Below are 25,596 nucleotides of genomic sequence, written 5' to 3' on the forward strand. Positions count from 1 at the left end.
CGCAATGATTGCATGCACTTGTGGGGTGACGTTGTCGAATGCGCAGCGAACCCTTGCCTTTTGGAGGTCAGGGGTGTCGCCCGAGAAATATTATGTAACGATAATCGCGGTCGGAAAGACCTGAAGTCGGTGCGCGACCAGGCAGCGGCGGCGATGGGCATTGGGCCGAGGTCATCGCCGCTCCTTCAGGAGTTGGACGGGCCCGATCAGACCCGCCGGGCGGAGCGGCGCATCGGCGCGATACGTGGGCGCGGCGACCCAGGCGATCCTCATCGCGCCGGGCTGGGCATCGCCGATCAGCCGGTTGACCCACAGATTCGCCACCGTGACGGTGAGCGTGTTCGTTCCCTTCGCGACAAGCTTGCCGATCTCCAGCCGGTTCGGCGCTTGCCAAACGGTTCCGGCGTCGCGGCCGTTCACCTGCACCGAGGCGACGTCGCCCACTTGCCCGAGATCGAGCCACAAGGGCTGACCTGGGCGCCACCCGGCCGGGGGCGCGAAGCTGCGGGAATAGGTCGCCTCGCCAGAGAAGTGCCGGATTTCCGGGGCGGCGTTGCGATCAAGCGGCGCCAGAGCGGCAAGCCTCGTGGCGGCGGGCGCGCCGCGACCGGACTGAAGGCGGATGGACCAAGGGCCATCGAGCGTGGCAGCAGGTACGAGCGCCGGTGCAACGATCGTGCGCGCGAGCGCGGTGGCTGGGGGTCGGAAGACGACCAGCGCGGAGCGTTCGCCCGCGAGCGTCAGCGGCACCAGCGTCGCGCCCCGCTCGATCCGGTAGCTAAGCGGCTCGCTCGTGCCGGTATCGGCGTGCCACTGCTCCGGCACGAGACCCTGAACCCGGAACCTAGCGGTGATCGTTCGCGCGCTGGTGCTGCGATTGACCACGAAATAGACGTGCCCGCCGTCCCTCAGTGCGCGGTGCTGGAACAGCATCGATGCATCGCCGCCGCCGAAATCCGGCGCGATCTGCAGCGTCCCGAGGGCGGCGTTGAGGTCGCGCGTCGCGAGCACCCGGCCGGCGCCGACGTTCGTCTCGGCGCCGCCGGGCCACAGCCGCGCGACCAGCGCGCGAAATGCCGCCGGATCGTCGGCCAGCGAGGGCGAGGCGACCGGCGCCATGCCCACGATCGTCGCACCCGATTCCGCCAGCGCGGCGATACGGCGCAGCGTCGGCAGCGTCATCCGCGCCGCGGTGCCGCCGAGATAGAGCAGCCGATAGCGGGCGCCGCCCTTTGATCGCAGCACGCCGCCGTCCATCGACAGCGCGTCCGCCAGCGCGCCGGCATCGACGAAGTCGAACCCGTGCGTCACCGGCATCAGCGTGAGCCGGCCATCGGCATAGAGCTGGGTCAGCGGCGCTTCCTCGCCGAAGAAATAGGCGATGTCGGCGACGTGGGTACCCTGCTGGAGCATGTATCCGGTTCGCGCGAGATAGGTGATCCAGGGCCGCGCCAGTCGCGCCCAGCTTTCGTGGCGGTTGAAATATTGGCCGAAGACCGCGAGGCTGAGGCCGGGCTGCTTGTTCTCGTCGGGCGAATGTACCGAGGTGTGGATCACCGGCCGGTTGATCCCCAGCGCAAAGGCGAGGTCGGCGACCGGCCGCAGATCGTTCGGCGCGAACGCCCAGGGCGCGAAGGCCGAGGTAAACATTTCGGCGGCGGCATATTGCCGGCCATAGACATGCGCGACCGACGCCGCACCGAGATCGTCGCCCACCATGGTCGGGCGCGGCCGGCCGCCATGGCCGAACGCCCACATTGCCGCCATCGGCACGTCGGCATGCACGCGCATCGCCATGTCGTTGCCCAGCTGCGGCCGCTGGTCTTCGAGCGCCTCGCCATAGACGCGCAGGCCGCGATCGTGCGCGATCTTCGCCAGCGTTCCGTAGTGCGCGTCGGCGAGCAGTTCGGCCAGCGTCTGGCGATAGTCGAACAGGAAGGCGTCGCTGGCTGGGCGCGAGCCGATCACGATGCCGCTCAGTACCGGCAGCCAGGGGGTCGCGTCATAGCCGCGCCGGGCCTTGAACTCGGCCAGCATCGCGGGCGTCCAATTGGCGTCGCCTGCCTCGATGCTGTCGGTCACCAGCGCGTCCAGTTTATCGGTGCCGCCCATCGCCCCGGCATAGGTGTCCAGATACTGGTCGAAATAGCGGCGCACCGCGCCCGGATCATATTTGTCGACCTCCAGCCCGGTCGCGTCCGGCGCTGCGGGATGGTTCGTCGTGCCGAGCAGCGACCAGCCGAAGCGCAGGACCCGCCAGCGGCCCGGCGGCGGCGTCCAGTCGAGCGTGCCGTCTGCGCGTAATTTCGCGCTGAGGTCGATCACCGCACCGGGCGCAGGGGGGGCGATCGCGGGCAGCACTTTGTCGAGCGCATAATAATCGGGAACGGTGGTGAAGCCGGCCTTGGCCTCGAACCGATCGACGCGCGGTGCAGCAGATAGCGCGAAGGTCGCCAGCTGGATCTGCCCGGCCGGACCAGCCCCGAAAATGTTGACCATCTCCGCGCCAGGTGCTGGCGGCTCCATCGCCGGCGGGGTGGTGGGTACGAAGGCAGGCAGTCGCAGGCGAAAGCGGCGCGCGGTCACCGGCGCGAAGACGACGGTGGTGGGCACGTTCGCCATCGGCAGCGTTGCCACGGCCTGCCACCCGCTTTCGGTTTCCGCCTCCAGGGTCGGCAGATACGGTGCGGCACCGAAAGGCGGAACGCCGCCTGGCAGGAACAGGGTCGCGGTCTGCACCGTGCGCGGCTGGGGGTAGGCAAACGTCACCGCTACCGCATCGCTCTTGCCGTCGAACGGCAGCGTGAGCGCGGTGTCCTCGCGGCCATCCACCAGCGCGTGCGCATCCAGCGCCTTGCCGTCGGCTGCGGTCGCGACCGGCAGACCGGCATCGTCGCCCACCGGCTCGGGCACGGCGAGCACGGCAATCGTCCCACTGGCGGAGGGCGGCGGTGGCGGCACTGCACCGGTGGTCGCGGCGAGCGGATCGTGGAACGCCGCAGTGCCGAACGGGCCGGTGGCGGTGGGCGGCGCGGCGAGCGCCCCGGTGAAGCGCTGCCCGTCCTCGACCAGCGTGCTGCTCCACACCAGCTTCTTCATGCCGTCCTGCGGCGGCACCCATGGCCCGCCGGATTCGCTCCAGCCGGGCGATCCGGCGATGGCGAACTCCAGCCGGTGCGCATGGGCGATCTGCACTGCATGGGCAAAGGCCTGCTTCCATTCGGGCGACATATAGGCGAGAGGCTTGGCGACGATCTGCGGCGTGCCGAGCGAGGCATCGAAATTCTGCACGCCGCCCAGCCCGATCTCGGCCATCCAGGCGAGATCCTTGTCGATGCCCGCCTCGGTCACATTGCCGTTGAGCCAGTGCCACCAGGTGCGTGGGCGCGCCTCCTGCGGCGGATCGCGGAAGCCGGCCGCCAGCGGATCGGCCTCCTGGCCCAGCGCCTGGAGCGGCGCGAGCAGGGCGACGGTCGCGAGCAGCCAGGCTTTCACAGCCCGTTGGCCCGGGCGATCGCACCCAGCACGCCGGCGCTTGGCTTCGCGGTGCGGGCAAAGGTCGTGCGATCGACGGCGAACAGCCCGAGATGGGACTTGTAGCCGGCGACCCATTCGTAATTGTCGAGCAGCGACCAATGGACATAGCCGAGCACCGGCAACCCTTCCACCATCGCCTTGTGGAGTTCGACCAAGGCGCCGGGGATCAGCTTGGCCCGGATCCTGTCGTCGGAGGTTGCGACGCCGTGTTCGCTCACCAGCACCGGTACGCGTGCGACCGCATGGGCATAGCGGCAGGCATTGGCCAGCGACGGCCCATAGACTTCGCCGCCATTGTCGTTGCGCACCGCGCCGGCGGGCGGCGGCAGGCGACCTTCCGGCCCCCAGCGCACCTTCTCGTAATTCTGCACGCCGATGAAATCGTCGTCGCGTGCCGCTTCGAGCCACGTGCCGTAAAGCTGCTGACGCATCCGGTCGCGCATGGCGGGCGCGCCGACCGCCTCGTCGTCGAACATCGCCAGCGTCAGCCCGACCGGGAGATCGGGGCGCGCCGCCTTGATCGCTGCCTTGCCTGCCTTGTGCGCGGCGAGCAGCGCGGCGGTGAGCCGGGGAACGTCGGCCTGCTTGGCGGTGTTCGCCACCGCTAGTTCCGGCACGCCGAGCGCCTTGGCCGCGCCGTCCAGCGTCAGGGCGATGATCGTCTGCGCCTGGGGTGGCAGCACGACCTGGAGCATCGGCACGATGTTCGGCTCGTTCAGCGTCATCGCGGTGTGGATGCCCGCGCCCAGATGGCGCGTCGCGCGATCACAGAAACGGGCGAACAACTGCGGCGCTTCCGGGTTGAGCCAGCCGCCGCGCGCGGCGAACCAGCGCGGCGCTGCATAGTGGCAGTAGGTGACCAGCGGGGCGAGCCCGCGGGCCCGGCAGCCGTCGACAATCGCCTTGTAATGGTTGAGCATCGCGATCGAGAACTGGCCCGGCTCGGGCTCGATGCGCGCCCATTCCAGGCTGAACCGATAGCAGTTCAGCCCGAGGGACTTCACCAGATCAAGGTCGATCGGCCAGAGTTCCAGGCTGTTGCAGGCATCGCCCGAGGGTTCCGAGAAGACCGAGGGCTTGACCTGTTCGAGCAGCCAGATGTCGCTGTTGAGGTTGTTGCCCTCGATCTGGTGCCCCGCCGTCGCGGCGCCCCACAGAAAGCCCTTCGGAAAGGTGACGCGGGGTGGGGCGGCCCGTACGGCATGTGGCAGCAGGACACCGGCTGCGGCGGCTGCGGCGAAGGAGCGACGGTCGAGGTTCAAGGGAGATCTCCGATAAAGGCCAGCACCGCGTCGGACAGCCGCCTGTCTGCGGTGCCGAGATGATAGGCGAGACTGAAATGATTGTGTCCGCTGCCGTAGAAGAAGGGCGATGCCTTGCCGTGCGCGTCGAGACGGGCGGCGAGCAGGCCGATCGCTTCCTGCTGGAAGCGGGCGGGTTCGTGCTCGGCGCAGGCGAGGAGCAGCGGGGTCTCGGTGGCGATCATCGCCTCGCGCGGCCGGCGCGTGGGATAGAGCGCTGGTTCGCCGTAGTAGAGCGTGTCCCGTTCCTCGAGGGCGGCGAAGCCATACAGCCCGGAAAGCAGCACCGCCCCGGCGATACCGGGCGATGCCGCACGCAGCCGCAAATGGGTCGCCACATGGGTCGCCCCCGCCGAGGTGCCGAACGCGACGATCCGCGCGGGATCGCCACCATGGTCGCCGACATGCACGCGCAGCCAGTCGATCGCATGGCCGACATCCTCGCCGCCCGCGGGCCAGCCATGATCGGGGGCGAGGCGATAGTTCATCACCGCGCCGATCATCCCGTGCCGCGCCGCCCAGCGGCCGGCATGGGCATTGTACGGATGATCGGGTGACGCCTTCTCGCCGCGCAGGAAGCCGCCGCCATGCACCCAAAGGATCACCGGCGCAGGCCCGCTCCCCTTGGGTAGATACAGGTCCAGCCGCTGGCGCGGATCGTCGCCATAAGCGAGGTCTGCCCTGTCGAACGGTTGTGCTGCGGCGTGTCGCTCCTGTTCCTCGCGGTACAGGGCGTACACCGCTGCCAGCGTGTCCGGGCCGAGCGCCCGGCCCATGGCGGCGATGGCGCGGCGTTCTTCCTCCGGTTGCATCGCGCTTCCTCCCCCTCAGAACTTGGCGTCGAGGCTCAGTCCGATCTGGCGGAAGGATTGCGGGCCGTAGATAGCCCCGACATTCTGTGTGCCGTTGTAGGGGAAGTCGCTCTGGTAGAGCAGCGGCTCGTGCTGGTTGAACAGGTTCCGCGCGAACAGCGCGACCTGGAACCGGTCATGGTCGAACCGCGCGCCGATCCGGCCTCCCACCAGCCAATGCGGACGATAGGTGGTCTCGATCCGCGAATTGGCCTCGTAGCGGATCCGCGACTTCCACACCGTGTCCGCGGCGATGAAGCCGTTGATGCTGTCGCTGAGCGGCGCTTCATATTCGCCCGAGAAGGTGAACTTGTATTCTGGCGCATAGGCCAACTGGGTACCGCCGATCTGGGTGCCGTCGGTGCCGAGGAAGTTGCTCGGATAGGTCGCCTTGGCCCAGAGGAAGCCGGTGTTGACCGACAGGCCCTCGGTGACGCGGCCGAACAGATTGATTTCGGCCCCGCGCGACTTCACCCCGTTGATGTTCTGCTGCACGCAGCTGATCGCGCCGGTGTTCTGGATGGTGGTGCAGGACTGCGCCTGGAAGTCCTTGATGTTCTGATAGAAGGCGTTGAGGTCGAGCACCCAGCCGCCGAACAGCGTGCTCTTCAGGCCGAGTTCGTAGGCGCGCGGGATCTCGGGCCGAACGACATAGGGGGTGAGCGGAAGCGCCGGGGTCGCGATCTGGCCGCCCTTGAAGCCGCGCGACGCGGTCGCGTAGACCATCGTCGTCGGGTTCAAGTCGTACTGCGCGCCGACGCGATAGGAGAAGACGTTGTTTTCCTGGCGCTGGGCGTAGTTGGGGTTGGCCGGGCTGTCGAGGCTCACCCGGTCGAGCCCGAGCCTGGCGTTGGTGTAGCGTCCGCCGGCGATCAGGCGCAACGCCTTGGTCACGTGGATCGTCGCCTGGCCGAACGCGGCATAGGATTCGTCATAGATATGGTCGGTGGCACCCAGCTGCGTGGCGATCGGGATCACCACGCCGGGAGCCGGGCGCAACGTCACCCGCAGCGATTCCGGATCGCGATCCTGCACCTGCCGCGAATAGAACAGGCCTGCCGTGTACTCGATCGTGTTGCTCGACGGCGAGGACAGGCGCAGTTCCTGGGTGAAGAGGCTGACGCGGCGGTCGACCAGGCCGTTGGCGACCTGGAGCTCGAGCGGATCGCCGCGGAATACGTTGGTCGCTGCGCCGCCGCCCTTTTCGGTGCTGCCGCGATATGCGGTGATCGAAGTGAGCGTGAACGGCTCGAACGCATATTCGGCCTGGAGCGACACACCGTAGCTCTCGGCCCGGCCGCGAAAGCCGTTGGCGATGCAATAGTTGCGGTTGCCTTCGCCCGGCGTCACGCCGCAGCTCGCCAGCCGCGCGGTGATGCCGAGCGGATCGAAACCGGCGCCGCCGAAGAACGGACCCGGCCCACCGGCGCGAACGAAGGTGAAGAAATCGCCGCCATTCTCGGTCGTCGTCTTGCTGTAGTCGCCGATCAGGTTGAGCGTCAGCTTGTCATTCCGCCACAACAGCCGCGCGCGGCCGCCCCAGCGGTTGGTGTCGTTGAGGTCGCCGGTGGTCGCGTTGCGGTTCGGGCCCTGGCGCAGATTGCCGAAGCCGGAGACGCGCAGCGCGGCATCGGCGCTCAGCGGCACGTTGACCATACCCTGCACCACCTGGTTGCCGAAGCCGGAGCCGAGCGTGCCCTCGTTGGAAAGCTCGGTGCGCAGCCGCGCGCTGAACTGGGTGGGATCGGGCGCATTGGTGGTGATGTTGATGACGCCGGCCGAGGTGGTGAGGCCGAACAGCGTGCCCTGCGGACCCTTCAGCACTTCGATGCGGGCGACGTCGAACAAGTCGGAGATATTGGCATTGCCCTGGCTGACCTGGTCGACGACGATGCCGACCGAGGCGACCGAGCCGGCCGAGAAGGTCTGCGTCCCGATGCCGCGCAGCGAGCCGCCGCCGCCGGTATTCTGTCCGGGCGCCTGCTGGATTTCGAGGCTGGGCGAGATGCGGGCGAGGTCGTTGACCGTGTTGACCTGCTGGCGCTCGAGCTGGGCGGCGCTCGCCACCGTGATCGAGATCGGCACGTCGACCACGCGCTCCTGTCGGCGCTGCGCGGTGACGACGATCTCGTCCTGCACGGCGGGGCTGACCTCGGTGGCGGACGGCGCGGTCTGGGCCGCGACGGGGGCAGCGGCCAGCACGGCGGCGGTGCCTGCAAGCAGGCGGAACATCCCTTGCTTCTTCATGATAACCCTCTCCGATTTTTGTTTTGAGGCGGCGTTGGTGCCGCCGGTAATCAAGCTTCGTCGATCACGGGGTTCGTCAGGGTGCCGATCGATCCGATGGACACCTCCACCACGTCGCCGGCTCGCATGTAGAGCGGCGGCGTGCGCTTATCGCCGACCCCGCCCGGCGTGCCGGTGGCGATCACGTCGCCCGGCGCCAGCTCGGTGAAGCCCGAGCAGTATTCGATGATCGTCGGGATATCCCAGATCATGTCGGCGATCGGCTGGTCCTGGACGAGCGCGCCGTTCAGCCGCGTCTGCACCCGCAGCGCGCCGAGATCATCGATCTCGTCGGGGGTGACCAGCGCCGGGCCGAAGCCGCCGGTGGCTGGGAAGTTCTTGCCCGGCGTGAACTGGATGTTGTGCCGCTGCCAGTCGCGCGCCGATCCGTCCTGGAAGATAGAATAGCCGGCGACATAGTCCCATGCCTGGTCGCGCGGGATCCGGCGGCCATAGCGGCCGATCACGATCGCCAGCTCGCCCTCATAGTCGAAGCGCTGCGTCTCGGGCGGGCGGACCAGCGGCTGGCCGTCAGCGACCAGGCTGTCCGCCCAGCGGGTGAAGATCGCCGGATGGTCCTTCTGCTCGCGGCCGGTCTCGGCGACATGGGTCGCATAGTTGAGCCCAACGCAGAAGATCTTGCCCGGATTCGGGATCAGCGGCAGCAGCACCACGTCGCCGCGAGCCCAGGTCCGGCCCGGCTCCAGCGCGGCGAGGGTGCCGGCGGCGATCGCGGCGGCCAGGTCGGCGGGGCGATCGGCGCCGCCCAGTTCGAGGATCTGCTCGCCGTCCAGCCGGCCATAGCTGGGCGTGCCGTCGGGGCGGAGGAAACTCACGTAACGCATCAGGCGATTGCTCCCATCCATGGGTTTAGCGGGGCGGGCTCCCAGTCGCGGCGGAAGCGGAAGCGCTCCTCGGCCACGCGAAGCGCCGCATTGTCCCTGTCGGAGATGCCCCATTGGTCGATCCTGCCTTCCGGCCAGGTCCAGTCTTTGGGGGCGCCGACAGGATAGTCGTCCGGCACCTTCTCCACCGCGGTCGAGAATTCGACGACGCCGCCGAACGGCGCGATGAAATAGGCGAACACGTTCGAGCCGGGACCATGCCGGCCGGGCCCCCAGGCGGGCACCATGCCATGGTCGCGCAGCCGGCCGATGCCGCGCATCACCGCATCGGTGTCGCGCATCTCGAAGGCGATATGGTTGAGCGAGGCGATGCCGGCGCGGGCGAAGGCGGTCGAATGGTGGGACTCGTTGCAGCGCACGAACACCATGCCCTTGGTGCGATCGGAGACGCGGAAGCCCAGGGCCGCCTCGACCAGATGCCCCGTCGCTTCGGCGTCGATTGCGTTGAACACGCAGTGGGTGAGCTTGACCGGCAAGTCGTCGCCGTCGATCGGGGCGACCTCGCCGCTATCGGCTAGGAAGCGGAACAGCTCGCCCTCGGCCAGCTCGACGATCAGGCCTTCGCCGCCGCCCGGATCCTCGCTGGTCACCGGGCGGGCGTCGAGACCTGCCTGCGCAATGCCGGCGGCCAGGCTGGCCAGCCGTTCGCGGGTGCAGGTGAAGGTGGTGCTGCGGACGAACGGCGTATCGCTCTCGGCGATCGCGATCAGATAGGGATAGCTGCCCGACCCCCGCAGATAGTGGGTCGCGCCCCGCACCTCCGCCGGGGCAAGGCCCCAGATCTCGGTGAGGAAGCGGGCGGCGCCCGCCGCGTCCGGGCAGGCGATTTCGATACTGCGCAGATTCACGAATGCTCTCCGTTGATTCCGGCCAGCGCGGCCGCTTCGTCGCGGTCGCCGGTGTCGCCGCTGATGCCGACCGCGCCGAGGATGCTGCCCTGCGCGTCGCGGACCAGCACGCCGCCGGGCGAGAAGGCGATGTCCCCACCGACCGCGGCTGCGACGCTGCCGAAGAAGACGGGATTGCCCTGCGCCCGCTCGGCGAGCACGCGGGTGTCGGCGCCCATGCCGAGCGCACCCATCGCCTTGGCCCGGGCAATGTCGTGCCGGAACAGGCTGGCGCCGTCCTCGCGCGCGGTCGCCACCGGGTGGCCGCCCGCATCGAGCACCACCACCGCGAGCGGCTGCAGGCCTTCGGCCCGTGCGAAGGCGAGTGCGCCGTCGAGAATCGCGCGGGCGCGGGCGAGTGGGATCATGCCGCCGCCTCCAGCCGGGTGCCGAGCATTGCGTCGCGCGCGTCGATCAGGCTCTGTGCCTCGCCGCTGGCGGTACCGAAGACATAATGGTCGGGGCGCACGAGTACCGCGTCGATTTCGTGGCGGTCGAGCCAGGCCAGCAGCGCGCCGCCATCGTCTAGCGACCCGGCATCGACCCGGGTCGCGCCGCCCGATCCGGCGATGCCGGCATGGCGGACGAACAGTCGCCAGCCCTGGCCGGTCACGGCATCGAGCAGCCGGCCGCCGGTACGCGGCTGGAGGAACCGCTCGCCGGCACCCGGCGAGCCCGCCAGCACGATGCCGGTGGCGATCGCGGGGATCAGATCGGCGGCGGTCTTCGTGCGGCCGGGCGTTGCCGCCGCCCGCAGCTGGGCATCGCGCGCGGCCGCCGCATCCGGATCCAGTTCGCAGATGTACCGCCCGGCCGAGACTGCGGCGCCGATCACCGCGCGGACATGCGGGTCCCGTTCCGGCTGATAGGTGTCGAGCAGGGCCGGCGATGCGCGGTCGTGGACGATCGCCGCCATCTTCCAGGCAAGATTGGCGACGTCGCGCAGGCCGTGGCACATGCCCTGGCCGAAAAAGGGCGGCGTCTGGTGTGCGGCATCGCCGGCAAGGAAGACGCGGCCGACCTGCCATTGCTCGGCGACGAGGCCGTGGAACCGGTATGTCGCCGCACGAACGATGCGGTGCGGCACCGTACCCAGCCAGGCGCCGACCATCGCCGAGACGGTCTCGGGCGCCATCATCGCCTGGTCCTCCTCGCCGGGCAACAGCATGAATTCCCAGCGGCGATGGTTGCCGCGCCCCGGTACTACCGTCGCCGGACGTTTGGGATCGCACATCATCACCGAAAGGCGCTGCAGGTCAGCACCTTCGGGCACGCCGGTCAGCGGCGGGAAGGTGACGGGGCCGTCTACCTCGGCGTCGACGACCAGCCAGGGCTCCTCGAAATCGAGATCGTCGAGCCGGACGTCCAGCGCCTTGCGCACCGCGCTGCGCGCGCCGTCGCAGCCGATCACCCAGGGGGCGGCGGCGTGCGTTTCCATGCCGTCCACCGCATAGCGTATGGTGACGCTCTCCGTGGCCTGTTCCAGCCCCAGGAACTGGGCGCCGAGCAGCAATTGCACTCGATCGCTTTCGGCAAAGCCCGCGCGCAGATGCGCCTCGAGCTCGGGCTGGTAGAAGAAATAGTCATTGGCCCAGCCGAACGGCCGCGGCGCGCCGACCGTGCCCATATACCGGATCACCCCGCCGTCGGCACCGACATGCAGATGCCCGTCGGTCTCGCGCATGTCCGGCAGCACGCGATCAATCACGCCCGCGCTCTGGAACAGGCGCAGCATTTCATGGTCGAGATGGACCGCGCGGGGCAGGGGGTGCAGCGCCGTTTCGCGCTCCAGCACCAGCACCGAGAGGCCGGCACGCGCCAGGAGATTGGCCGCAAGCGCTCCCACCGGGCCGCACCCGATGATGATCACGTCCGTTTGCATCATGTCAGACCGTTTCGGCTTCCGCGAGAGCCTTGTGCAGCACCCCGTTCTTCATGATCATCTTCAGCCGTTCGCGATCCTGCAGGATCCGCACGTCTTCCGTCGGATCGCCGTCGACGAGCAGCAGATCGGCCAGATAGCCGGGCCGCACCAGGCCCACCGCCAGATCCATCAGCTCTCCGCCATATTGGGTGGCGGCGCGCAGCGCCTCGGCCGGCGTGAAGCCGAAATGGGTGACGAAATGCTCAAGGTCGCGGGCATTGCGGCCGTGCGGATTGAACGGGAAGCCATAGTCGCCGCCGATCAGGATGCGCACGCCGCGCGCGCGGAGCGCGGGAACAAGCTTCGCCTCCAGCGCCATGCGATCCGCGGCGCTGGCCTTCATCGCGGACATGTCGACATGCGGCGGTGGATTGGCTTCGAGCGCCGCAACCGAGACGCCCGGGCCGGGCGCGTAGAAGACGCGGTCCTTCGCTTCCACCAGTGCCTCGACGCCCGCTTCGTCGGCGAAGGAGCAATGGTAGAGGATGCGCGCGCCGGCGCCGAGCGCCATCCGGATGGCCCGCGTCGTATAGGTGTGGCAGGCGATCCATATCCCGGCCGCCTTTGCCGCCGCGCCGACGGCCTCCATCTCCTCGTCGGTATAGAGGATGTCCTGCGCGGTGCCGGGCTTGAGCGCATCCTCGCCCGAGAGGATCAGCTTGATAGAGCGGATGCCCTCGCCGGCGCAATGATCGACAAAGGCGCGTATCGCCTCGGGGCCCCGCCCGTTGAACACGTCGCCGGTATCGACGCTGTCCTCGCCTTCGGGGCTGCGCTCCAGCGTGGAGGGAACCAGCCGGGGGCCGGGCGTTTCGCCGCGCACGATCGCGGCGGCCAGTTCAGGCTCGATCCGGTCGCCCAGTGCGCCCGCCGAATAGAGGCTGGTGAAGCCGTGATCGAGCAGCACCCGCGCGTTGCGCCACGCAGCCTTCTTGAGCTCGTCCGGCGGGAGGAGGAACTGCGGATAGATATTCTCGACCGAAGAGCCCCAGGTGAGATGCGTGTGCGCATCCACCATGCCGGGCATCAGCGTCATGCCGTATGCATCGATGACGCGATCCGCCGCCGAGGCGAGCGGGGCGGCATTGTCCAGCACCTGCGCGATGCGGTCTCCCTCAATCAGCACGGCACCGTCGAACGGTGGCGTTCCGCTGCCATCGAAGATTCGGGCATTGCGGATCAGCGTGCGCATCAGGACCTCTCCACTGTTGTTCTTATGCTGGCATCATGCGGCACCCGATCCGTCTAGCAAAATAATGGTTTCATCTATATCCATAGGTAGGAGTTATGCTTTGAGCGCTTCCAGCAGCCCGGTAGCGAGCGGAGAATGGTGCGCCCGGGTGAGCATGCGCACCCCGATGCTACGTTCGAATCGTGCCTCCTCAATCTGGATCGCCCGGAGGACGCCGATAGAGAGTTCGGCAGCCGCCACCTGCCGCGGCAAGATCGTCACGCGGCTGGTGCTCCGCACGATGGACTTGGTGAGGAGCAGCGAGTCGGAGCGCAGGGCGTCGCAGGGCTCGGGTACCTCCGCAGCGACGAACATCGCTGCCACTTGCCGCTGGAAGGCGCCCTGCGCCTCGGGCAGCACCCAGCGCAAATCGGCCAGCTTGCGCAGCGAGATGCTGCTGGGCAGCGTTCGGTGACGCCTGCCGACGATCAGGGCGAACGGGTCCCGGGCGAGGGTGATTTCCTCAATGTCCGCGGGCGGGGTCTCGATCTCGGTGGTGACGAAGGCGAGTTCGATCTCGCCCTTTCGCAGCATCTCCGTCAGTTCGCGATCGGGTCGCTCGACGACGTTGAGTGCAAACCCGCCGAAGCGATGTTCGAGTTTTTCCACCGCTGGCGGAAGGAGACTTACGAGTGCACCGGGCGTACCACCCACCCGCAGCGGGCCTACAATCCCCTGGCGCACCGCATCGAGGTCCTTCATCGCGCCGTCAAGCAGCGCGTCGAGCGCGCTGGCCCGTCGTTGCAGCGCCAGTCCCTCGCTTGTCAGAACGATACCACCACGCCCACGCTGAAAGAGCCGCGCGCCGATGCGGTGTTCAAGCTGGGCGATGGTAGCGGAGACCGACGGCTGGGAAATGTTGAGCGCACGCGCGGCCGCGCTGATGGATCCTTCCTGGCAAACGGCACCGAAGGTTATCAGTGCACGCGGATCGATCTGAAGAGCCATATGCTATAGCTATAGATCGATTGAAAACCTGCAACAGCGCGAGTGGGACTGGGAAAGGCACAGTCTTCCCTGCAACGTCTCGCCGCTTTGTCGATGCCGGCAAGCTGGTCGGAGCGTTCGCCCGGACGGCACGCTCTCGGCCGATATCGGCCACGCCCAAGGGCGCGCAGGTCGAATGGCGTGAAGAGGCGGGGTGGACAGTTTGCCACATGGTCCTCGCCGCGTTTAGGCGTCAGGAGCCTCGTGTGTTTGTCCATAAAGCGTGGCGCGAAGCGGCTTCGACCGTGGAAGCGCAACGTCCAGCTACGGATTTGGAGCATGTTGACGAAAGGCGAACGCTGGTTCCGTCGGGGACTTCACGTCACCATCGCCCTACTGGTTGCCTTCACGGCATTCGTGGTGGTTCTCGAACCAAAGCACGACGGCGCGGCCGCACCGACCCCGCCGCTCTGCTCCAGCAAATAGCCGGAAGCCTTGCCGGGAGAGCCGGCCATCCGGCTCATTCTTACCCGGTGGCCCGGTCCAGTGCCTGGCCCAGATCGGCGATAATGTCGTCGATATGCTCGAGGCCGATCGAGAGGCGAACATAGCCTTCGGACACACCGGTAACGGCCTGCTCCTCGGCGGAGAGCTGCGAATGGGTAGTCGACGCTGGATGGATGGCGAGGCTGCGCGCATCGCCGATATTGGCGACATGGTAGAAGAGCTGCAGTGCGTTGATGAACGCCCGGCCGGCGCCACTGCCACCGGCCAGCTCGAATCCGACCAGCCCGCCCTGGCCGCCGGTCAGCACCCGCGCGGCGCGTTCGGCCTGGATGCCGGTCTGGACCGAGGGGTGGATCACCCGCGTCACCTCGGGGCGCGACTGCAGGAAGGCAACGACCTTGGCGGCGTTCTCGCAGTGGCGCGGCATGCGCAGCGGCAGGGTCTCCAGCCCCTGGAGGATCTGGAAGGCGTTGGTCGGCGAGAGCGCGGCGCCCAGATCGCGCAGCAGCACGGTGCGGGCGCGCAGGATATAGGCGATCGGCCCCAGCGGCTTGGCCGCCTGGCTCCACACCGCGCCGTGATAGCTGGGGTCCGGCGTGTTGAGCAAAGGCTGGCGATCCGGGAAGGCTTCCCAGTCGAACGTGCCGCCATCGACAATCATGCCGCCGATCGAGGTGCCGTGACCGCCGATATATTTCGTGGTCGAATAGACCACGATCGCGGCACCATGATCGAACGGCCGGGCGATCAGCGGTGCGGCAGTATTGTCGACGATCAGCGGAATGCCGAGCGGGCGGCCCAGTGCTGCGATCTCGCCGATCGGCGCGACGATCAGCTTGGGGTTGGGCAGCGTCTCGACATACCAGGCACGGGTGCGATCGTCGCTGGCGCGGACGAACGCCTCCGGATCGGCGGGATCGACGAAGCGGACCTCGATGCCCATGTCCTTCAGCGTGTTGGCGAACAGGTTCCAGGTGCCGCCATAGAGGTCGGTGCCGCTGACGATATTGTCGCCGGCGCGGGCGAGGTTCTGTACCGCATAGGCAGACGCGGCCTGGCCCGAGGCCACCGCCAGCGCCGCCGCGCCGCCTTCGAGCGCAGCGATGCGCTGCTCCAGCACATCCGTCGTCGGGTTTCCGAGACGGGTATAGATGTTGCCCAACTCGCGCAGCGCGAACAGGTTGGCGGCATGATCGGTATCGCGGAACTGGTACGAGGTCGTCTGGTAGATCGGCGGCACCACCGCGCCGGTGCTCGGATCGGCGCGCCAGCCGGCGTGCAGGGCAAGCGTTTCGGGGTGCAGCGGGCGATCGGCCATCGTCGTTCTTCCTCTCAAGCGGTAGGTCTGTACTGTTGCCAGCGATGCTAACGGGCGTCCTCGCGAAGGGGAGATAGATTTCCTTGGGATCGCCCCGCTGGACGCTCACCCGTGCCGTCGGCGCGGCCTTCGGCGGCGCCAGCGCAGCAGGCCGGTGACGAACAGCGCAATCGGCGACAGCCCCGCCAGCAGCGCGAGCAGCCTGCCAGCCATTCCGAACACCTCGCCGCCATGCAGCGGGTGCAGCCAGTTGAGCAGCACGTCGCCGCCGCTTTCCGCCAGCCCGTCGCGCACGGCGAGGATCCGACCGCTATAGGGATCGAGCCAGACATTGGTCCTCGGGAAGCGCCGGCTCGGTTCGCCGGGGCGGGCGAGGTTGATGCGGATCGCTGCGGTTGCCCGCGCGGGCGTCTCGATCCAGGCGAGGCGGCCATCGGGGAAGCGCCGCTCGGCGCGCGCAATCAGCGTGTCGAGCGGCAGCGGGTTGCCGGTTGGCGCTACCGTCAGCACCGGCGTCGCGTACAGCGACGACATCTGGCGGAGCAGGGGGCGGACCTGGTCCGGCAGATCGAGCATCACACCGGTGACGGTGATGACGAGCAACAGCGCCAGCGCACCAATCCCTGTGAGCTTGTGCAGTCATAGAGCCGCCGCACCGGCGTCGCCCGGCGCTTGAAGTGCAGGCTTCTTCGCCAGCCGCCCCTGCGCGGCCACCAGGCCCAGAGCCCGCTCGCGATCAGGATCAGCATCCCGATCCCGGCGATGCCCATCGCGACCCCGCCGGGCTTGTCGAGCAGCAGCCGGTAATGAAGATCGTAGATCCAGGTGAACAGCGTGTCCCCCCAGAAGCCGGTGCGGATCGTCGTGTTCCGCACCGGATCGACCCAGACGAGCAGCGGCGCGAAATCGCGGTGCACGGTTTCGCGCGGCTTGTAATAGCGCACCGGGATCACGCCGCCGTCCTCCGTCACTTCGATCCGCCATGCGCCGGTGCGGCCGGGATGCTCCCGGTGGAGCGTGTCCACCACCACCTGCCAAGAGGCGGGCCGCGCCCCCGCCGGCACCGCGCGCAGCGCCGGCGACAGCGCTGCATCGATCTCCGGGTAGAAGACCAGCAGGCTGCCGGTCAGCCCGGCAACAGCAAACAGCGCACCGATCGTCAGGCCCAGCCACAGATGAACCCGCCGCACCAGCACCCGCAGCGAAGGGCGCGCCGCCGCCATCAGAAGCGGAAGCGCACGGCGCCGTAGAGCGCGCGCGGATCGGCCGGGCCGTGCAGCCGCTGGGTGCCGTCGTACCAGACATATTCGTAGCGGTCGTTGGCGAGGTTTTTGAGCTGCGCAGACAGCTCGACATGCGCGTCGATCTGATAGGCGACTTCGGCGTTGAGCACGACATAATCGCCGAACCTGCCCTGGTTGTTGGCGGCATTGAGCTGGTAGCTCGACTGGCCGTTGCCGGTCAGCGACAGGCGCAGCTTGTCGGTCGGTGTCAAGTCGATGCCGCCGGAGAAGACGTGGCGAGGAACATGGTCGATATCATTGCCCGCCTGCGACGGGGTTGCCGGATCGGGGGTGACGATGCGGGCGGTCTGGTAGGAATAGCTGCCCCACAGGTCGACGCCGCGTACCGGCTTCACGTCGATCTGCAGGTCGATGCCCCGCCGGCGGGTCTTGCCGAGATTGTCGAAATCGCCCGAGGGATCGTTGAGACGGCGCTTGAGCTCGCCGCTCGCGGTCTGCTGCCACAGCGCCACGCGCGCCTCCAGCCAGCGCCCGCGTGCCAACTTGATGCCCGCCTCATAGCCCTCGTTGATCGAGGGCGCGAGGTTGGCGGTGCGCGGCGGCACCAAATAGGCGCCCGAGCCTACCCCGATCTGAAAGCTGCGACCGTAATTGCCGTACAGCGTGACCCCGCCGCCGGGGCTGATCGCCACGTTCAGCTTGGGCTGGCTGATCGTGCCATAGTCGTTGATCGGGGCGGTCGTGCGGTTCAGGCGGTTGGTGAAATTGCCCGCCACCCGGTCCACGCGCCAGGCGGGGGTAAGCTTCAGCCAGGCGGTCGGTTCGATCACCGCCTGCAGATAGCCGCCATAGACGGTGAGGTCGAATTTCTGGTCGCGGGTCTGGCTGGTCAGCGTGCGGCGATTGGCCAGCCAGCGCTGGCTCTTGTTGTCCTGCACCTGTACGTCGCCGCCGGCTTCCAGCATCAGCCGGTAGAGGAAGTCGACCTGCGGGTGATAGTGCAGCGCCAGCGTGCCGCCATATTGCCGCTCGTCGGCCAGCCGCCGCTGCTGCGCGACGTTGTTCGAAAAGCGGACATAACGGTCGTCGCGCAGGCTGTTCGCATAGCCGGTGGCGTTCAACGCCAGCGTGTCGGTGAGGCCGCTGTCGAGGTGCAGGCTGTACTGGCCGATCCGCCGGGTGCCGCCATCGGTTTCCGAGATCGGGTAGGAGAGGCGCCGCCGGGTATAGGCATCGGCATCGGTGAGATAGCCGGGCTCCTGCGCGGTCGCGTCCGAATAGCGCACGATCGCGCCCAGTCGGGTGCCGCCGAAATCGTAGAACCATTTGCCGGCGAGGTTGAGGCGCTCGAGATCCGCATGGGCACGGTAGCCGTTGGTCGAGCGGTAGCTGACGATGTAGTTCTGACTGAGACGCCCGCGCTCCAGCCCGGCGGAGAGCTGCCCGTCCATCGTCCCGAACGATCCGCCGAGCAGCCGCGCGTCGAGATAGCTGCCGCCGATCCGGGTGAGGATATTGGCGCTGCCCGCAATGGCGTTCAGGCCCCAGCGCGGATCGGAGGTGCCGCGCACCAGCTCGATCCCCGCGATATCTAGCGGCGCGATCATGTCGATCGCGGTCATCGCTCCGGCATTGTCGTTGCTCGGCACGCCATCGACCAGCAGCTTGACGGCGTTGATCTCGCCCTCGCCGTTGAAGCCGCGGATCGAGAAGCGCCCCGAGGTAGTGCCCTGGTTGAAATCTGTCAGCACCACGCCGGGCAGCCTGGCGAACAGCTCCCAGGCATTGTCGACCGACTGGCGCTGGGCGACGTCGCCGCCGAGCACGTCCACCGAGGTGAGGACGTTCTCGGTCGAGCGGGCCATGCTGGGCGCAGTGACGATGATCTCGCCGATGGTGAAGCGGGTATCGCTTTCGGGCGATGCGGGCGGGTTGGTCTGGGCCAGCGCCGGCGCGGCGAACGCGAGACATGCGCCGGCGAGAAGGGCGGTTTTCAAAGCAATGTTCCCCATGTTCATAGATGATCCCGATTTCAGGACGCGATCACGCGCTTGAGCTTCTCGAGCGCGACGTCCTGCTGTTCCTGGTGATCGATGGTGGTGACGAAGCGCCCTTCGCGGTCCATCAGGTAGATCGAGGCGGTGTGGTCGATCGTGTAGTCGTTACCGGATACCGGCACCTTTTCGTAATAGACGTGGAACGCCTTCACGATTTGCGCGAGCTGGGCATCGGTGCCGGTCAGCCCGATGATCGGCGTGCCGAACAGCGTGAGATAACTGCCGATGTCCTGGCGCTTGTCGTGGCCGGGATCGACCGAGACGAAGACGATGGCGAACTTCATGCCGTCAGGCCCGAGCTGCTTGCGCAGCTGGGCCATGCGGTTGAGCGAGGTCGGGCAGACGTCCGGACAGCGGGTGAAGCCGAAGAAGATCGCATAGGGCTTGCCGCGCAGCGACCGGTCGGTGACGGTGTTGCCGTTCTGATCGGTCATGGCGAAGGCGCCGCCGAAGCTTGGGGCGGCGCTGGCGGGTGCATCGCGGCGAGTGACCCAATAGGCCGCGCCGCCCGCCAGCGCGAGCAGCAGCAGACCCGTTATCGCCCAGCCGATCCAGCCCGGCGCGGCGCGGCGCTGCCGGGGCGTGCCGTCCGGATCAATGCTGGTCATGCGCTGCCGCCCCGGTAAAGCTGACCGGCTCGACCTTGAGCTGGACGGTGATCGTGCCCGCCCGCGCGAAGCGCAGCGTCAGCGGCACCATCATGCCCAGGGTGAGCGGCGCCTTCAGTCCGATCAGCATGACGTGGTACCCGCCCGGCGCGAGCGTGAGCGTGCCGCCCGCCGGGATCGGCAGCCCGCCGGTCACCGGACGCATGCGCATGATCCCGCCGTCCGTCGACATGGTGTGGAGCTCCACCTTGTCTGCCACGGGCGAGGCGACGCCGACCAACTGGTCAGCCGCCCGGCCCTTGTTGGTGACGACGAGGAAGCCGCCGCCATTACGCTGGCCGGGAGCGGTCTGGCGGGTCCAGGGATGGGCGATTTCGAGGCTGCCGAGCTTGAACCCATGGGCAAGCACCGGGCTGGCGACGGCAATGGAGCAGGTCAGGCCGGCAAGAATGCGTTTCATCGCAAGTATCTTCCTTGCATTGGAGGAATGACGGGACGGGTTGGTCAGGAAAGGCCGCGGGCTGCGGACAAGAAGCGGCCGATCCGGTTCCGCGTGCGCCGCGGGACGCGCCCGAGTTCGAAGTCGGGTTCGGACAGGCTGCCGGTTTCGAGGCGGGTCCGGTCGAGGACCGAAAAGACCAGCACCGGCCACGCACCGAGCGGCAGGAATCGCAGCGAATGCTGCGCCACCGAGGCGCAGCGTGCCCTCCGACGAAAACGGGGATCGCGGGGCTACCAGCCGCACCTCGAACGCGGCTTCGGTTGTCGTTTCCCATGGGGAGGGTCGCGATGCGCGCGAGGCTTCGGCGCTCATCGTGGTTGCTCCGCCGCAGCGACGGCGTCGCCGCCCCCGCTGGGGGTGTCCTCAGCGATCGCTGTTCCGAGCCGCACCAGCATGCAGACAGCGATCAGCAGCCACGACAAACGGCGAAGCCTGCGTAGCGAGGCAATGAAAGGCGGCAGGGTGCTCGCCGCCGGAGCATGCAGGCGAACGCGGTTCTGGCGGGCGGGCGCCCGCGCTGGAAGGAAATAGCGCATGGATGGCAGTCCTCGACGCCAGCCGGCATCGCGCATGGGGATGTTCCGGCCGGACGATGCAACGAGGCATGACGGCGCGCGAGACGGCGGCGCCAGGGCACAGCCTTCCCGTCAGCCGATCACGCGGCGTGGTCGATCAGTGTGCCGGTGGGCCGCGAAGCGGCGGTCGTAGATAGGGTGGTGCGGACGTAGTCGGCGCCGCCAGCGCGCGGACACCCATCGCCAGTACGAAGAGGATCGCCAGCGCCAGCAGGATCGGATCCGCCGCTGCCAGCGACGGCGTGGACAGGCCGGAGAAGGCGCAAGGCTGCGCATGCTTGTCGTGGTCGCCCTCGCGGTCGGCCTTGTCCTCGAATCCGGGGATTGCCATGACCATCGTCATCGGCCCCGTTCCCGAGCACATCCGCACGACCATCTGGCCATTCGCCACCGTCGGCATGAAGCCGGCGGGGATCAGCAGCTTCATCACCAGCGCCAGCGCGAGGATCGCCCCGGCGACGACACGATGACTGGCAACAAGGCGGCGTAACGGCTGCACGCTCTGACCCTAACCTTAGCGTGCGGGCTTGTCATGTGCTGAGAGGGGCAGCCGAGGCATGTCGTCCCACGTGCGTTCGCTTGTGGCGGGCCAAAGAGGCTTGAGCTCAGGAATCTCTGCGTCCAGCCGACGTCGAACCGCTTCCTCGCTTGAACAGTTGCTCAGACGCTAAAACGGTTTGGTCGAGGGGCTGGATTGACTTCAGCCGGTCTTCAAGTCGTCCCCTCGGCTCTTCCGCACACCCGCAGACCCTAAATGCCAGTCCTGCGCACAGTGTGGGGATACCATCGCAGGCTGAACTCTACGCTCGCAGTCAGGCCCACATATCCGTTATACTGGATATATGGAAAACGAATCGGCAATCGCTGCGCTGGGGGCCCTTGCCCAAGGAACACGCCTCGATGTGTTCAGGATGCTGGTTCGGCACGAGCCGAACGGCATGGCGGCCGGGGAGATCGCTCGTCAGCTGGACGTGCCGCAGAACACCATGTCGGCGCATCTCGGTATTCTCGCACGCGCCGGCCTGATCCGCTCCGAGCGTCAAAGCCGCTCGATTATCTATCGCGCCGATCTTGCGAGCCTGCGCGCGCTGACCCTGTTCCTCGTCAAGGATTGCTGTGCGGGCAGCGCCGAGTTGTGCGCGCCCCTCGTCGCCGAACTCGCCCCCTGCTGCTGAAAGGACGCGCCATGGCCGTCGACATCATCATCTACCACAACCCCGAATGCGGTACGTCGCGCAACGCACTCGCCATGATCCGCAATGCCGGCATCGAGCCGCATGTCGTCGAGTATCTGAAGACCCCGCCTTCGCGGGCGATGCTGCTCGACCTGATCGCCCGCGCCGGGATCACCCCGCGCGACCTGCTGCGCGAGAAGGGCACGCCCTATGCCGAACTGGGCCTGGGCGAACCGTCGCTGTCCGACGATGCGCTTTTCGACGCCATGATGGCGCACCCCATCCTCATCAACCGCCCCCTGGTCGTCTCGCCGCTGGGCGTGAAGCTGTGCCGCCCCTCCGAAGCCGTGCTCGAAATTTTGCCGGCCGCCCAGCGCGGCGCCTTCGCCAAGGAGGATGGCGAGCAGGTGGTCGATGCGGCTGGCGAACGGGTGCGCTGACGCGATGTCGACGATTCCCCCTACACGCGACGCCACACCCCCACGGCCCGGCATCGGCATCTTCGAGCGCTATCTGACGCTGTGGGTGGTGCTCTGCATCGGCGCCGGCATCGGTCTCGGGCAATCGCTGCCCCATGTCTTCGCGTCGATCGCGGCCGCCGAGGTCGCACGGGTCAACCTGATCGTCGCCGTGCTGATCTGGCTGATGATCATTCCCATGCTGCTCAAGATCGACTTCGGCGCGCTCGGCTCGGTGCGGCAGCACTGGAAGGGCGTCGGCGTCACGCTGTTCATCAACTGGGCGGTGAAGCCCTTCTCGATGGCGGCGCTGGGCACCTTGTTCATCGGCTGGCTGTTCGCACCGCTGCTGCCGACGGGAGAGGGGCCGTCCTACATCGCCGGCCTGATCCTGCTCGCGGCGGCGCCCTGCACGGCAATGGTGTTCGTCTGGTCCAACCTCTGCGACGGGGAGCCGACCTATACGCTGTCGCAGGTCGCGCTGAACGACGTGCTGATGGTGTTTCTTTTCGCGCCGCTGGTCGGGCTGCTGCTCGGCGTGGCGTCGGTGACGGTGCCATGGGATACGCTGCTGATCTCGGTGCTGCTTTATATCGTCGTGCCGGTGAGCGCCGGCCAGTTCGTCCGCCGTGCCGTGCTGGCCAGCGGCGGACCGGCCGCGCTCGATCGGCTGTTGGCGCGCCTCGGCCCTGTGTCGCTCTTCGCGCTGCTGGCGACACTGGTTCTGCTGTTCGGCTTCCAGGGTGAGGCGATCGTCGCGCAGCCGCTGGTGATCGCGCTTCTTGCAGTGCCGATCCTCATCCAGGTCTATCTGAACGCCGGTCTCGCCTACTGGCTGTCCCGCCGGTTCGGCGTGGCCTGGTGCGTGGCGGCGCCCGCGGCGCTGATCGGTGCGTCCAACTTCTTTGAGCTTGCGGTGGCCGCCGCCATCTCGCTGTTCGGGCTCAAGTCGGGCGCGGCGCTGGCGACGGTCGTCGGCGTGCTGGTGGAAGTGCCGGTGATGCTGTCGGTCGTCTCGATCGTAAAGGCTTCGCGGGGCTGGTATGAACGGGGAACCGCAGCCTGATGCCGCTACGCACGCCGGAAGATCCGGACATGCTGCCCGCACTTGACGCTGCCTGCTGGATCAGGCGGCCTTGCGTGTAATCTGTAGCGGGGGCACCTCCTCGATCTGCATGTAGCGGTTCTGAGCTGGTATTCGTCCTTTTGCTCGGGGAGCACGGCGCCGATGACGCGGGGGATGCTCGTGTGCTCTTCCGATGTACGAACCTGGTGAAAGCGTGCTCGCAAGTCGCAGGGGCTCCATCATGCCACAGCGCGCATCGATCCATCGCGGCTTTAGCTTGGACCCGGCGGTGGAGAGACCCTAGGCCATCGAATGAGACCCGTGGCGCATCGATGGCGGCACGCTCCAGGAGATGATGCAGTGACGACGATGCGCCCGGACGACATGGCCCGCACCCTGGGTGGCGGGCTGCTGTCCTTCCCCGTGACCCATTTCGATGCCGAAGGAGCCTTTCTCGAAGGTCCGTATCGGGCCCATTGCGCGTGGATGCTCTCGCACGAGCTGGCCGGGCTGTTCGCTGCCGGGGGTACCGGCGAGTTCTTCTCGCTCACTCCCGACGAGGTCGTCCGGGTAGTGGGCGCTGCCGTGGCGGAGGCGAACGGGCGGCTGCCGGTGATCTCCGGATGCGGCTATGGCACCGCGATCGCCGTCGAGATCGCGCGCGGCGCGGAAAAGGCCGGGGCGGACGGGCTGCTGCTGCTGCCGCCCTATCTGGTCGGATCGTCGCAGGCGGGCCTCGCCGCGCATGTCGAGGCGGTGTGCAGGGCGACCGGGCTGGGCGTGATCGTGTACAATCGCGACAACGCCGTCCTCGACGACGAGACGCTGGCGGGGCTGTGCGAACGCAACCCCAATCTGGTCGGCTTCAAGGACGGGGTAGGCGACATCGAACTGATGACCCGCATCTATGCGCGGATGGGCGACCGGCTGACCTATATCGGCGGGCTGCCCACCGCGGAGACCTTCGCCACTCCGTATCTGACCATGGGTGTCACCACCTATTCCTCGGCGATCTTCAACTTTCTGCCGGAATGGGCGCTGCACTTCTACCGCGCTGTCCGCGCCGATGACCGGACCGAGATCCTCGCCCAGCTCCGCGCGTTCGTGATGCCCTATATCGCGCTGCGCAATCGCGGCCGCGGCTATGCGGTGTCGATCGTAAAGGCGGGGATGCGCGCGGTCGGGCGCGATGCGGGGCCGGTCCGCACGCCGCTCACCGACCTGACCGAGGGCGAGCAGGCGGAACTCGCCGCCCTGATCGCCCGCGCCAGGGACGGCGCCGGAGCGGCCGTGCCCGCCGCGTGACTTGCAGCCCCGGCCTGCGGTAGACGATGGCCATGTTCGAGCTGAGTCAGCTACGCTGCTTCGTCGCCGCTGCCGAGGAACTCCATTTCGGCCGCGCGGCGCAGCGGCTGAACATGACCCAGTCGCCGCTCAGCCGGCAGATCCAGCTGCTGGAGCGGATCCTCGGCGTCACCCTGCTGGAGCGGACCAGCCGGCAGGTGAGCCTGACGCCGGCCGGCCGAGTGTTCCTGATCGAGGCGCGTCGTATCGTGCGCCTGGCGGAGAGCGCGGCGCTGTCGGCGCGGCGGGTGGCGCGGGGGGACAGCGGCAAGGTGGCGATCGGCTTCACCGCGGTGTCCGGCTACGGTCTGGTGCCGCGGATCGTCGCCCAGGCCCGGGCGCGGCTGCCCAACATCGATCTGGAGCTGCGCGAGATGGTGTCCGGCGACCAGGTCGATGCGCTGCTCACCGGGCTGATCGACATCGGCTTCGTTCGGCCACCGATCGACCGGCACGAATTCGACACCCTGTGCGTCGCGCGCGAGCCGCTGGTCGTCGCCCTGCCGCCGGGCGATCCGGGGCTCGGCAAGGCGGAATTCACGCTTGCCGACTTCGATGGCGAGCCGCTGATCATGTATTCGCGCGAAGGCGCGGGCTATTTCCACAACATGCTGGTCCGGCTGTTCGACGATGCCGGGGTGACGCCGCTCTATGTCCAGCACGTCACCCAGATCCATTCGATGCTCGGGCTGGTGCAGGCAGGGCTCGCGGCGGCAGTGGTGCCGCAATCGGCCTCCGGCCTACATCTTACCGACGTGCAGTTCCGCACGCTGGAGACGGTGCCCGATGCGCCGGTGGAACTGCACATGGCATGGCGGCGCGACAACGCCAATCCGGCGCTGGAGCCGATGCGGCTGCTCTGCGCCCTCGCGGCCGAGACGTAAGGCGGCCGT

The 25,596-nt window shown here is 67.9% G+C and carries 22 protein-coding genes and 1 pseudogene; 5 read left to right on the forward strand and 18 right to left on the reverse strand.

Going from position 1 to position 25,596, the window contains the following annotated elements:
- Positions 1-171 precede the first annotated feature (171 nt).
- The 18 genes and pseudogenes from KK7_RS0101615 to KK7_RS19915 all read right to left on the reverse strand — a co-directional run bounded on the left by KK7_RS0101615 (position 172) and on the right by KK7_RS19915 (position 21,159).
- Positions 172-3,495, reverse strand: coding sequence for a glycosyl hydrolase (locus tag KK7_RS0101615; protein WP_010542901.1), 3,324 nt, complete (start codon positions 3,493-3,495; stop codon positions 172-174).
- Complete coding sequence (locus KK7_RS0101620) at positions 3,492-4,799, reverse strand: family 1 glycosylhydrolase (protein ID WP_010542902.1); 1,308 nt, start codon at positions 4,797-4,799, stop codon at positions 3,492-3,494. The genes KK7_RS0101615 and KK7_RS0101620 overlap by 4 nt, the downstream gene beginning before the upstream one ends.
- Positions 4,796-5,650, reverse strand: a complete 855-nt coding sequence (locus KK7_RS0101625) for an alpha/beta hydrolase (protein ID WP_010542903.1) — start codon at positions 5,648-5,650, stop codon at positions 4,796-4,798. The genes KK7_RS0101620 and KK7_RS0101625 overlap by 4 nt, the downstream gene beginning before the upstream one ends.
- Before the next feature lie 15 nt (positions 5,651-5,665).
- Positions 5,666-7,936, reverse strand: a complete 2,271-nt coding sequence (locus KK7_RS0101630; protein WP_010542904.1) for a TonB-dependent receptor — start codon at positions 7,934-7,936, stop codon at positions 5,666-5,668.
- A gap of 50 nt (positions 7,937-7,986) precedes the next feature.
- Complete coding sequence (locus KK7_RS0101635) at positions 7,987-8,820, reverse strand: fumarylacetoacetate hydrolase family protein (protein ID WP_010542905.1); 834 nt, start codon at positions 8,818-8,820, stop codon at positions 7,987-7,989.
- Positions 8,820-9,728, reverse strand: a complete 909-nt coding sequence (locus KK7_RS0101640) for a VOC family protein (RefSeq protein ID WP_010542906.1) — start codon at positions 9,726-9,728, stop codon at positions 8,820-8,822. The genes KK7_RS0101635 and KK7_RS0101640 overlap by 1 nt, the downstream gene beginning before the upstream one ends.
- The gene (locus tag KK7_RS0101645) at positions 9,725-10,135 is read right to left on the reverse strand and encodes a GlcG/HbpS family heme-binding protein (RefSeq protein ID WP_010542907.1); all 411 of its coding nucleotides are present in this window, start codon (positions 10,133-10,135) and stop codon (positions 9,725-9,727) included. Before KK7_RS0101645 ends, KK7_RS0101640 begins: the two co-directional genes overlap by 4 nt.
- Complete coding sequence (locus tag KK7_RS0101650; protein WP_010542908.1) at positions 10,132-11,652, reverse strand: bifunctional 3-(3-hydroxy-phenyl)propionate/3-hydroxycinnamic acid hydroxylase; 1,521 nt, start codon at positions 11,650-11,652, stop codon at positions 10,132-10,134. Before KK7_RS0101650 ends, KK7_RS0101645 begins: the two co-directional genes overlap by 4 nt.
- 1 nt (position 11,653) lies before the next feature.
- A complete protein-coding gene (locus KK7_RS0101655) occupies positions 11,654-12,883 on the reverse strand; it encodes an amidohydrolase family protein (protein WP_010542909.1) in 1,230 nt (409 codons plus the stop codon).
- 93 nt (positions 12,884-12,976) lie between these two features.
- Complete coding sequence (locus tag KK7_RS0101660; protein ID WP_010542910.1) at positions 12,977-13,870, reverse strand: LysR family transcriptional regulator; 894 nt, start codon at positions 13,868-13,870, stop codon at positions 12,977-12,979.
- A 505-nt stretch (positions 13,871-14,375) separates the two neighbouring features.
- On the reverse strand, positions 14,376-15,674 hold the full coding sequence (locus KK7_RS0101665) for an O-acetylhomoserine aminocarboxypropyltransferase/cysteine synthase family protein (protein WP_010542911.1): 1,299 nt from the start codon (positions 15,672-15,674) through the stop codon (positions 14,376-14,378).
- 105 nt (positions 15,675-15,779) lie between these two features.
- Positions 15,780-16,897, reverse strand: a pseudogene (locus tag KK7_RS23305) (PepSY-associated TM helix domain-containing protein).
- Positions 16,897-18,915 carry a TonB-dependent receptor gene (locus KK7_RS0101675; RefSeq protein ID WP_010542912.1) on the reverse strand — a complete coding sequence of 673 codons (2,019 nt, stop codon included), beginning with the start codon at positions 18,913-18,915 and terminating at the stop codon, positions 16,897-16,899. The pseudogene KK7_RS23305 and the gene KK7_RS0101675 overlap by 1 nt, the downstream one beginning before the upstream one ends.
- Positions 18,916-18,950: 35 nt before the next feature.
- Complete coding sequence (locus tag KK7_RS0101680) at positions 18,951-19,583, reverse strand: SCO family protein (protein WP_010542913.1); 633 nt, start codon at positions 19,581-19,583, stop codon at positions 18,951-18,953.
- Positions 19,570-20,043, reverse strand: a complete 474-nt coding sequence (locus KK7_RS0101685; RefSeq protein WP_010542914.1) for a copper chaperone PCu(A)C — start codon at positions 20,041-20,043, stop codon at positions 19,570-19,572. The genes KK7_RS0101680 and KK7_RS0101685 overlap by 14 nt, the downstream gene beginning before the upstream one ends.
- Positions 20,044-20,087: 44 nt before the next feature.
- Positions 20,088-20,273, reverse strand: a complete 186-nt coding sequence (locus KK7_RS0101690) for a hypothetical protein (RefSeq protein ID WP_010542915.1) — start codon at positions 20,271-20,273, stop codon at positions 20,088-20,090.
- Positions 20,274-20,393: 120 nt separating this feature from the next.
- Positions 20,394-20,621: a hypothetical protein gene (locus KK7_RS22420; protein ID WP_138983902.1), complete on the reverse strand. Its 228-nt coding sequence runs from the start codon at positions 20,619-20,621 to the stop codon at positions 20,394-20,396.
- A gap of 136 nt (positions 20,622-20,757) precedes the next feature.
- Entirely contained in the window at positions 20,758-21,159 is a 402-nt protein-coding gene (locus KK7_RS19915) for a hypothetical protein (RefSeq protein ID WP_010542916.1), read from the reverse strand.
- Positions 21,160-21,502: 343 nt separating this feature from the next.
- Here KK7_RS19915 and KK7_RS0101700 point away from each other — a divergent pair, with 343 nt between their 5' ends.
- From KK7_RS0101700 to KK7_RS0101720, 5 genes are all read left to right on the forward strand, one after another.
- Positions 21,503-21,835 carry an ArsR/SmtB family transcription factor gene (locus tag KK7_RS0101700; RefSeq protein ID WP_010542917.1) on the forward strand — a complete coding sequence of 111 codons (333 nt, stop codon included), beginning with the start codon at positions 21,503-21,505 and terminating at the stop codon, positions 21,833-21,835.
- 11 nt (positions 21,836-21,846) lie between these two features.
- Entirely contained in the window at positions 21,847-22,275 is a 429-nt protein-coding gene (gene arsC, locus KK7_RS0101705) for an arsenate reductase (glutaredoxin) (protein WP_010542918.1), read from the forward strand.
- 4 nt (positions 22,276-22,279) lie between these two features.
- Entirely contained in the window at positions 22,280-23,359 is a 1,080-nt protein-coding gene (arsB, locus tag KK7_RS0101710) for an ACR3 family arsenite efflux transporter (protein ID WP_051121210.1), read from the forward strand.
- Between the two features lie 369 nt (positions 23,360-23,728).
- Positions 23,729-24,664, forward strand: a complete 936-nt coding sequence (gene kdgD, locus KK7_RS0101715) for a 5-dehydro-4-deoxyglucarate dehydratase (protein ID WP_040597351.1) — start codon at positions 23,729-23,731, stop codon at positions 24,662-24,664.
- A gap of 32 nt (positions 24,665-24,696) precedes the next feature.
- Entirely contained in the window at positions 24,697-25,587 is an 891-nt protein-coding gene (locus tag KK7_RS0101720; RefSeq protein ID WP_010542921.1) for a LysR substrate-binding domain-containing protein, read from the forward strand.
- The last annotated feature ends 9 nt before the right edge of the window (positions 25,588-25,596 follow it).

The organism is Sphingomonas elodea ATCC 31461 (assembly GCF_000226955.1).
GTDB classification, from domain to species: domain Bacteria; phylum Pseudomonadota; class Alphaproteobacteria; order Sphingomonadales; family Sphingomonadaceae; genus Sphingomonas; species Sphingomonas elodea.

Coding starts and splice junctions, on each gene's coding strand:
- KK7_RS0101630 (WP_010542904.1), bottom strand. CDS start 7,936: ATGAAGAAGCAAGGGATGTTCCGCCTGCTTGCAGGCACCGCCGCCGTG.
- KK7_RS0101625 (WP_010542903.1), bottom strand. CDS start 5,650: ATGCAACCGGAGGAAGAACGCCGCGCCATCGCCGCCATGGGCCGGGCG.
- arsC (WP_010542918.1), top strand. CDS start 21,847: ATGGCCGTCGACATCATCATCTACCACAACCCCGAATGCGGTACGTCG.
- KK7_RS0101660 (WP_010542910.1), bottom strand. CDS start 13,870: ATGGCTCTTCAGATCGATCCGCGTGCACTGATAACCTTCGGTGCCGTT.
- KK7_RS0101680 (WP_010542913.1), bottom strand. CDS start 19,583: ATGACCAGCATTGATCCGGACGGCACGCCCCGGCAGCGCCGCGCCGCG.
- KK7_RS0101700 (WP_010542917.1), top strand. CDS start 21,503: ATGGAAAACGAATCGGCAATCGCTGCGCTGGGGGCCCTTGCCCAAGGA.
- KK7_RS22420 (WP_138983902.1), bottom strand. CDS start 20,621: ATGCGCTATTTCCTTCCAGCGCGGGCGCCCGCCCGCCAGAACCGCGTT.
- KK7_RS0101635 (WP_010542905.1), bottom strand. CDS start 8,820: ATGCGTTACGTGAGTTTCCTCCGCCCCGACGGCACGCCCAGCTATGGC.
- KK7_RS0101685 (WP_010542914.1), bottom strand. CDS start 20,043: ATGAAACGCATTCTTGCCGGCCTGACCTGCTCCATTGCCGTCGCCAGC.
- KK7_RS0101665 (WP_010542911.1), bottom strand. CDS start 15,674: ATGGCCGATCGCCCGCTGCACCCCGAAACGCTTGCCCTGCACGCCGGC.
- KK7_RS0101645 (WP_010542907.1), bottom strand. CDS start 10,135: ATGATCCCACTCGCCCGCGCCCGCGCGATTCTCGACGGCGCACTCGCC.
- arsB (WP_051121210.1), top strand. CDS start 22,280: ATGTCGACGATTCCCCCTACACGCGACGCCACACCCCCACGGCCCGGC.
- KK7_RS0101655 (WP_010542909.1), bottom strand. CDS start 12,883: ATGCGCACGCTGATCCGCAATGCCCGAATCTTCGATGGCAGCGGAACG.
- KK7_RS0101720 (WP_010542921.1), top strand. CDS start 24,697: ATGTTCGAGCTGAGTCAGCTACGCTGCTTCGTCGCCGCTGCCGAGGAA.
- kdgD (WP_040597351.1), top strand. CDS start 23,729: ATGCGCCCGGACGACATGGCCCGCACCCTGGGTGGCGGGCTGCTGTCC.
- KK7_RS0101650 (WP_010542908.1), bottom strand. CDS start 11,652: ATGATGCAAACGGACGTGATCATCATCGGGTGCGGCCCGGTGGGAGCG.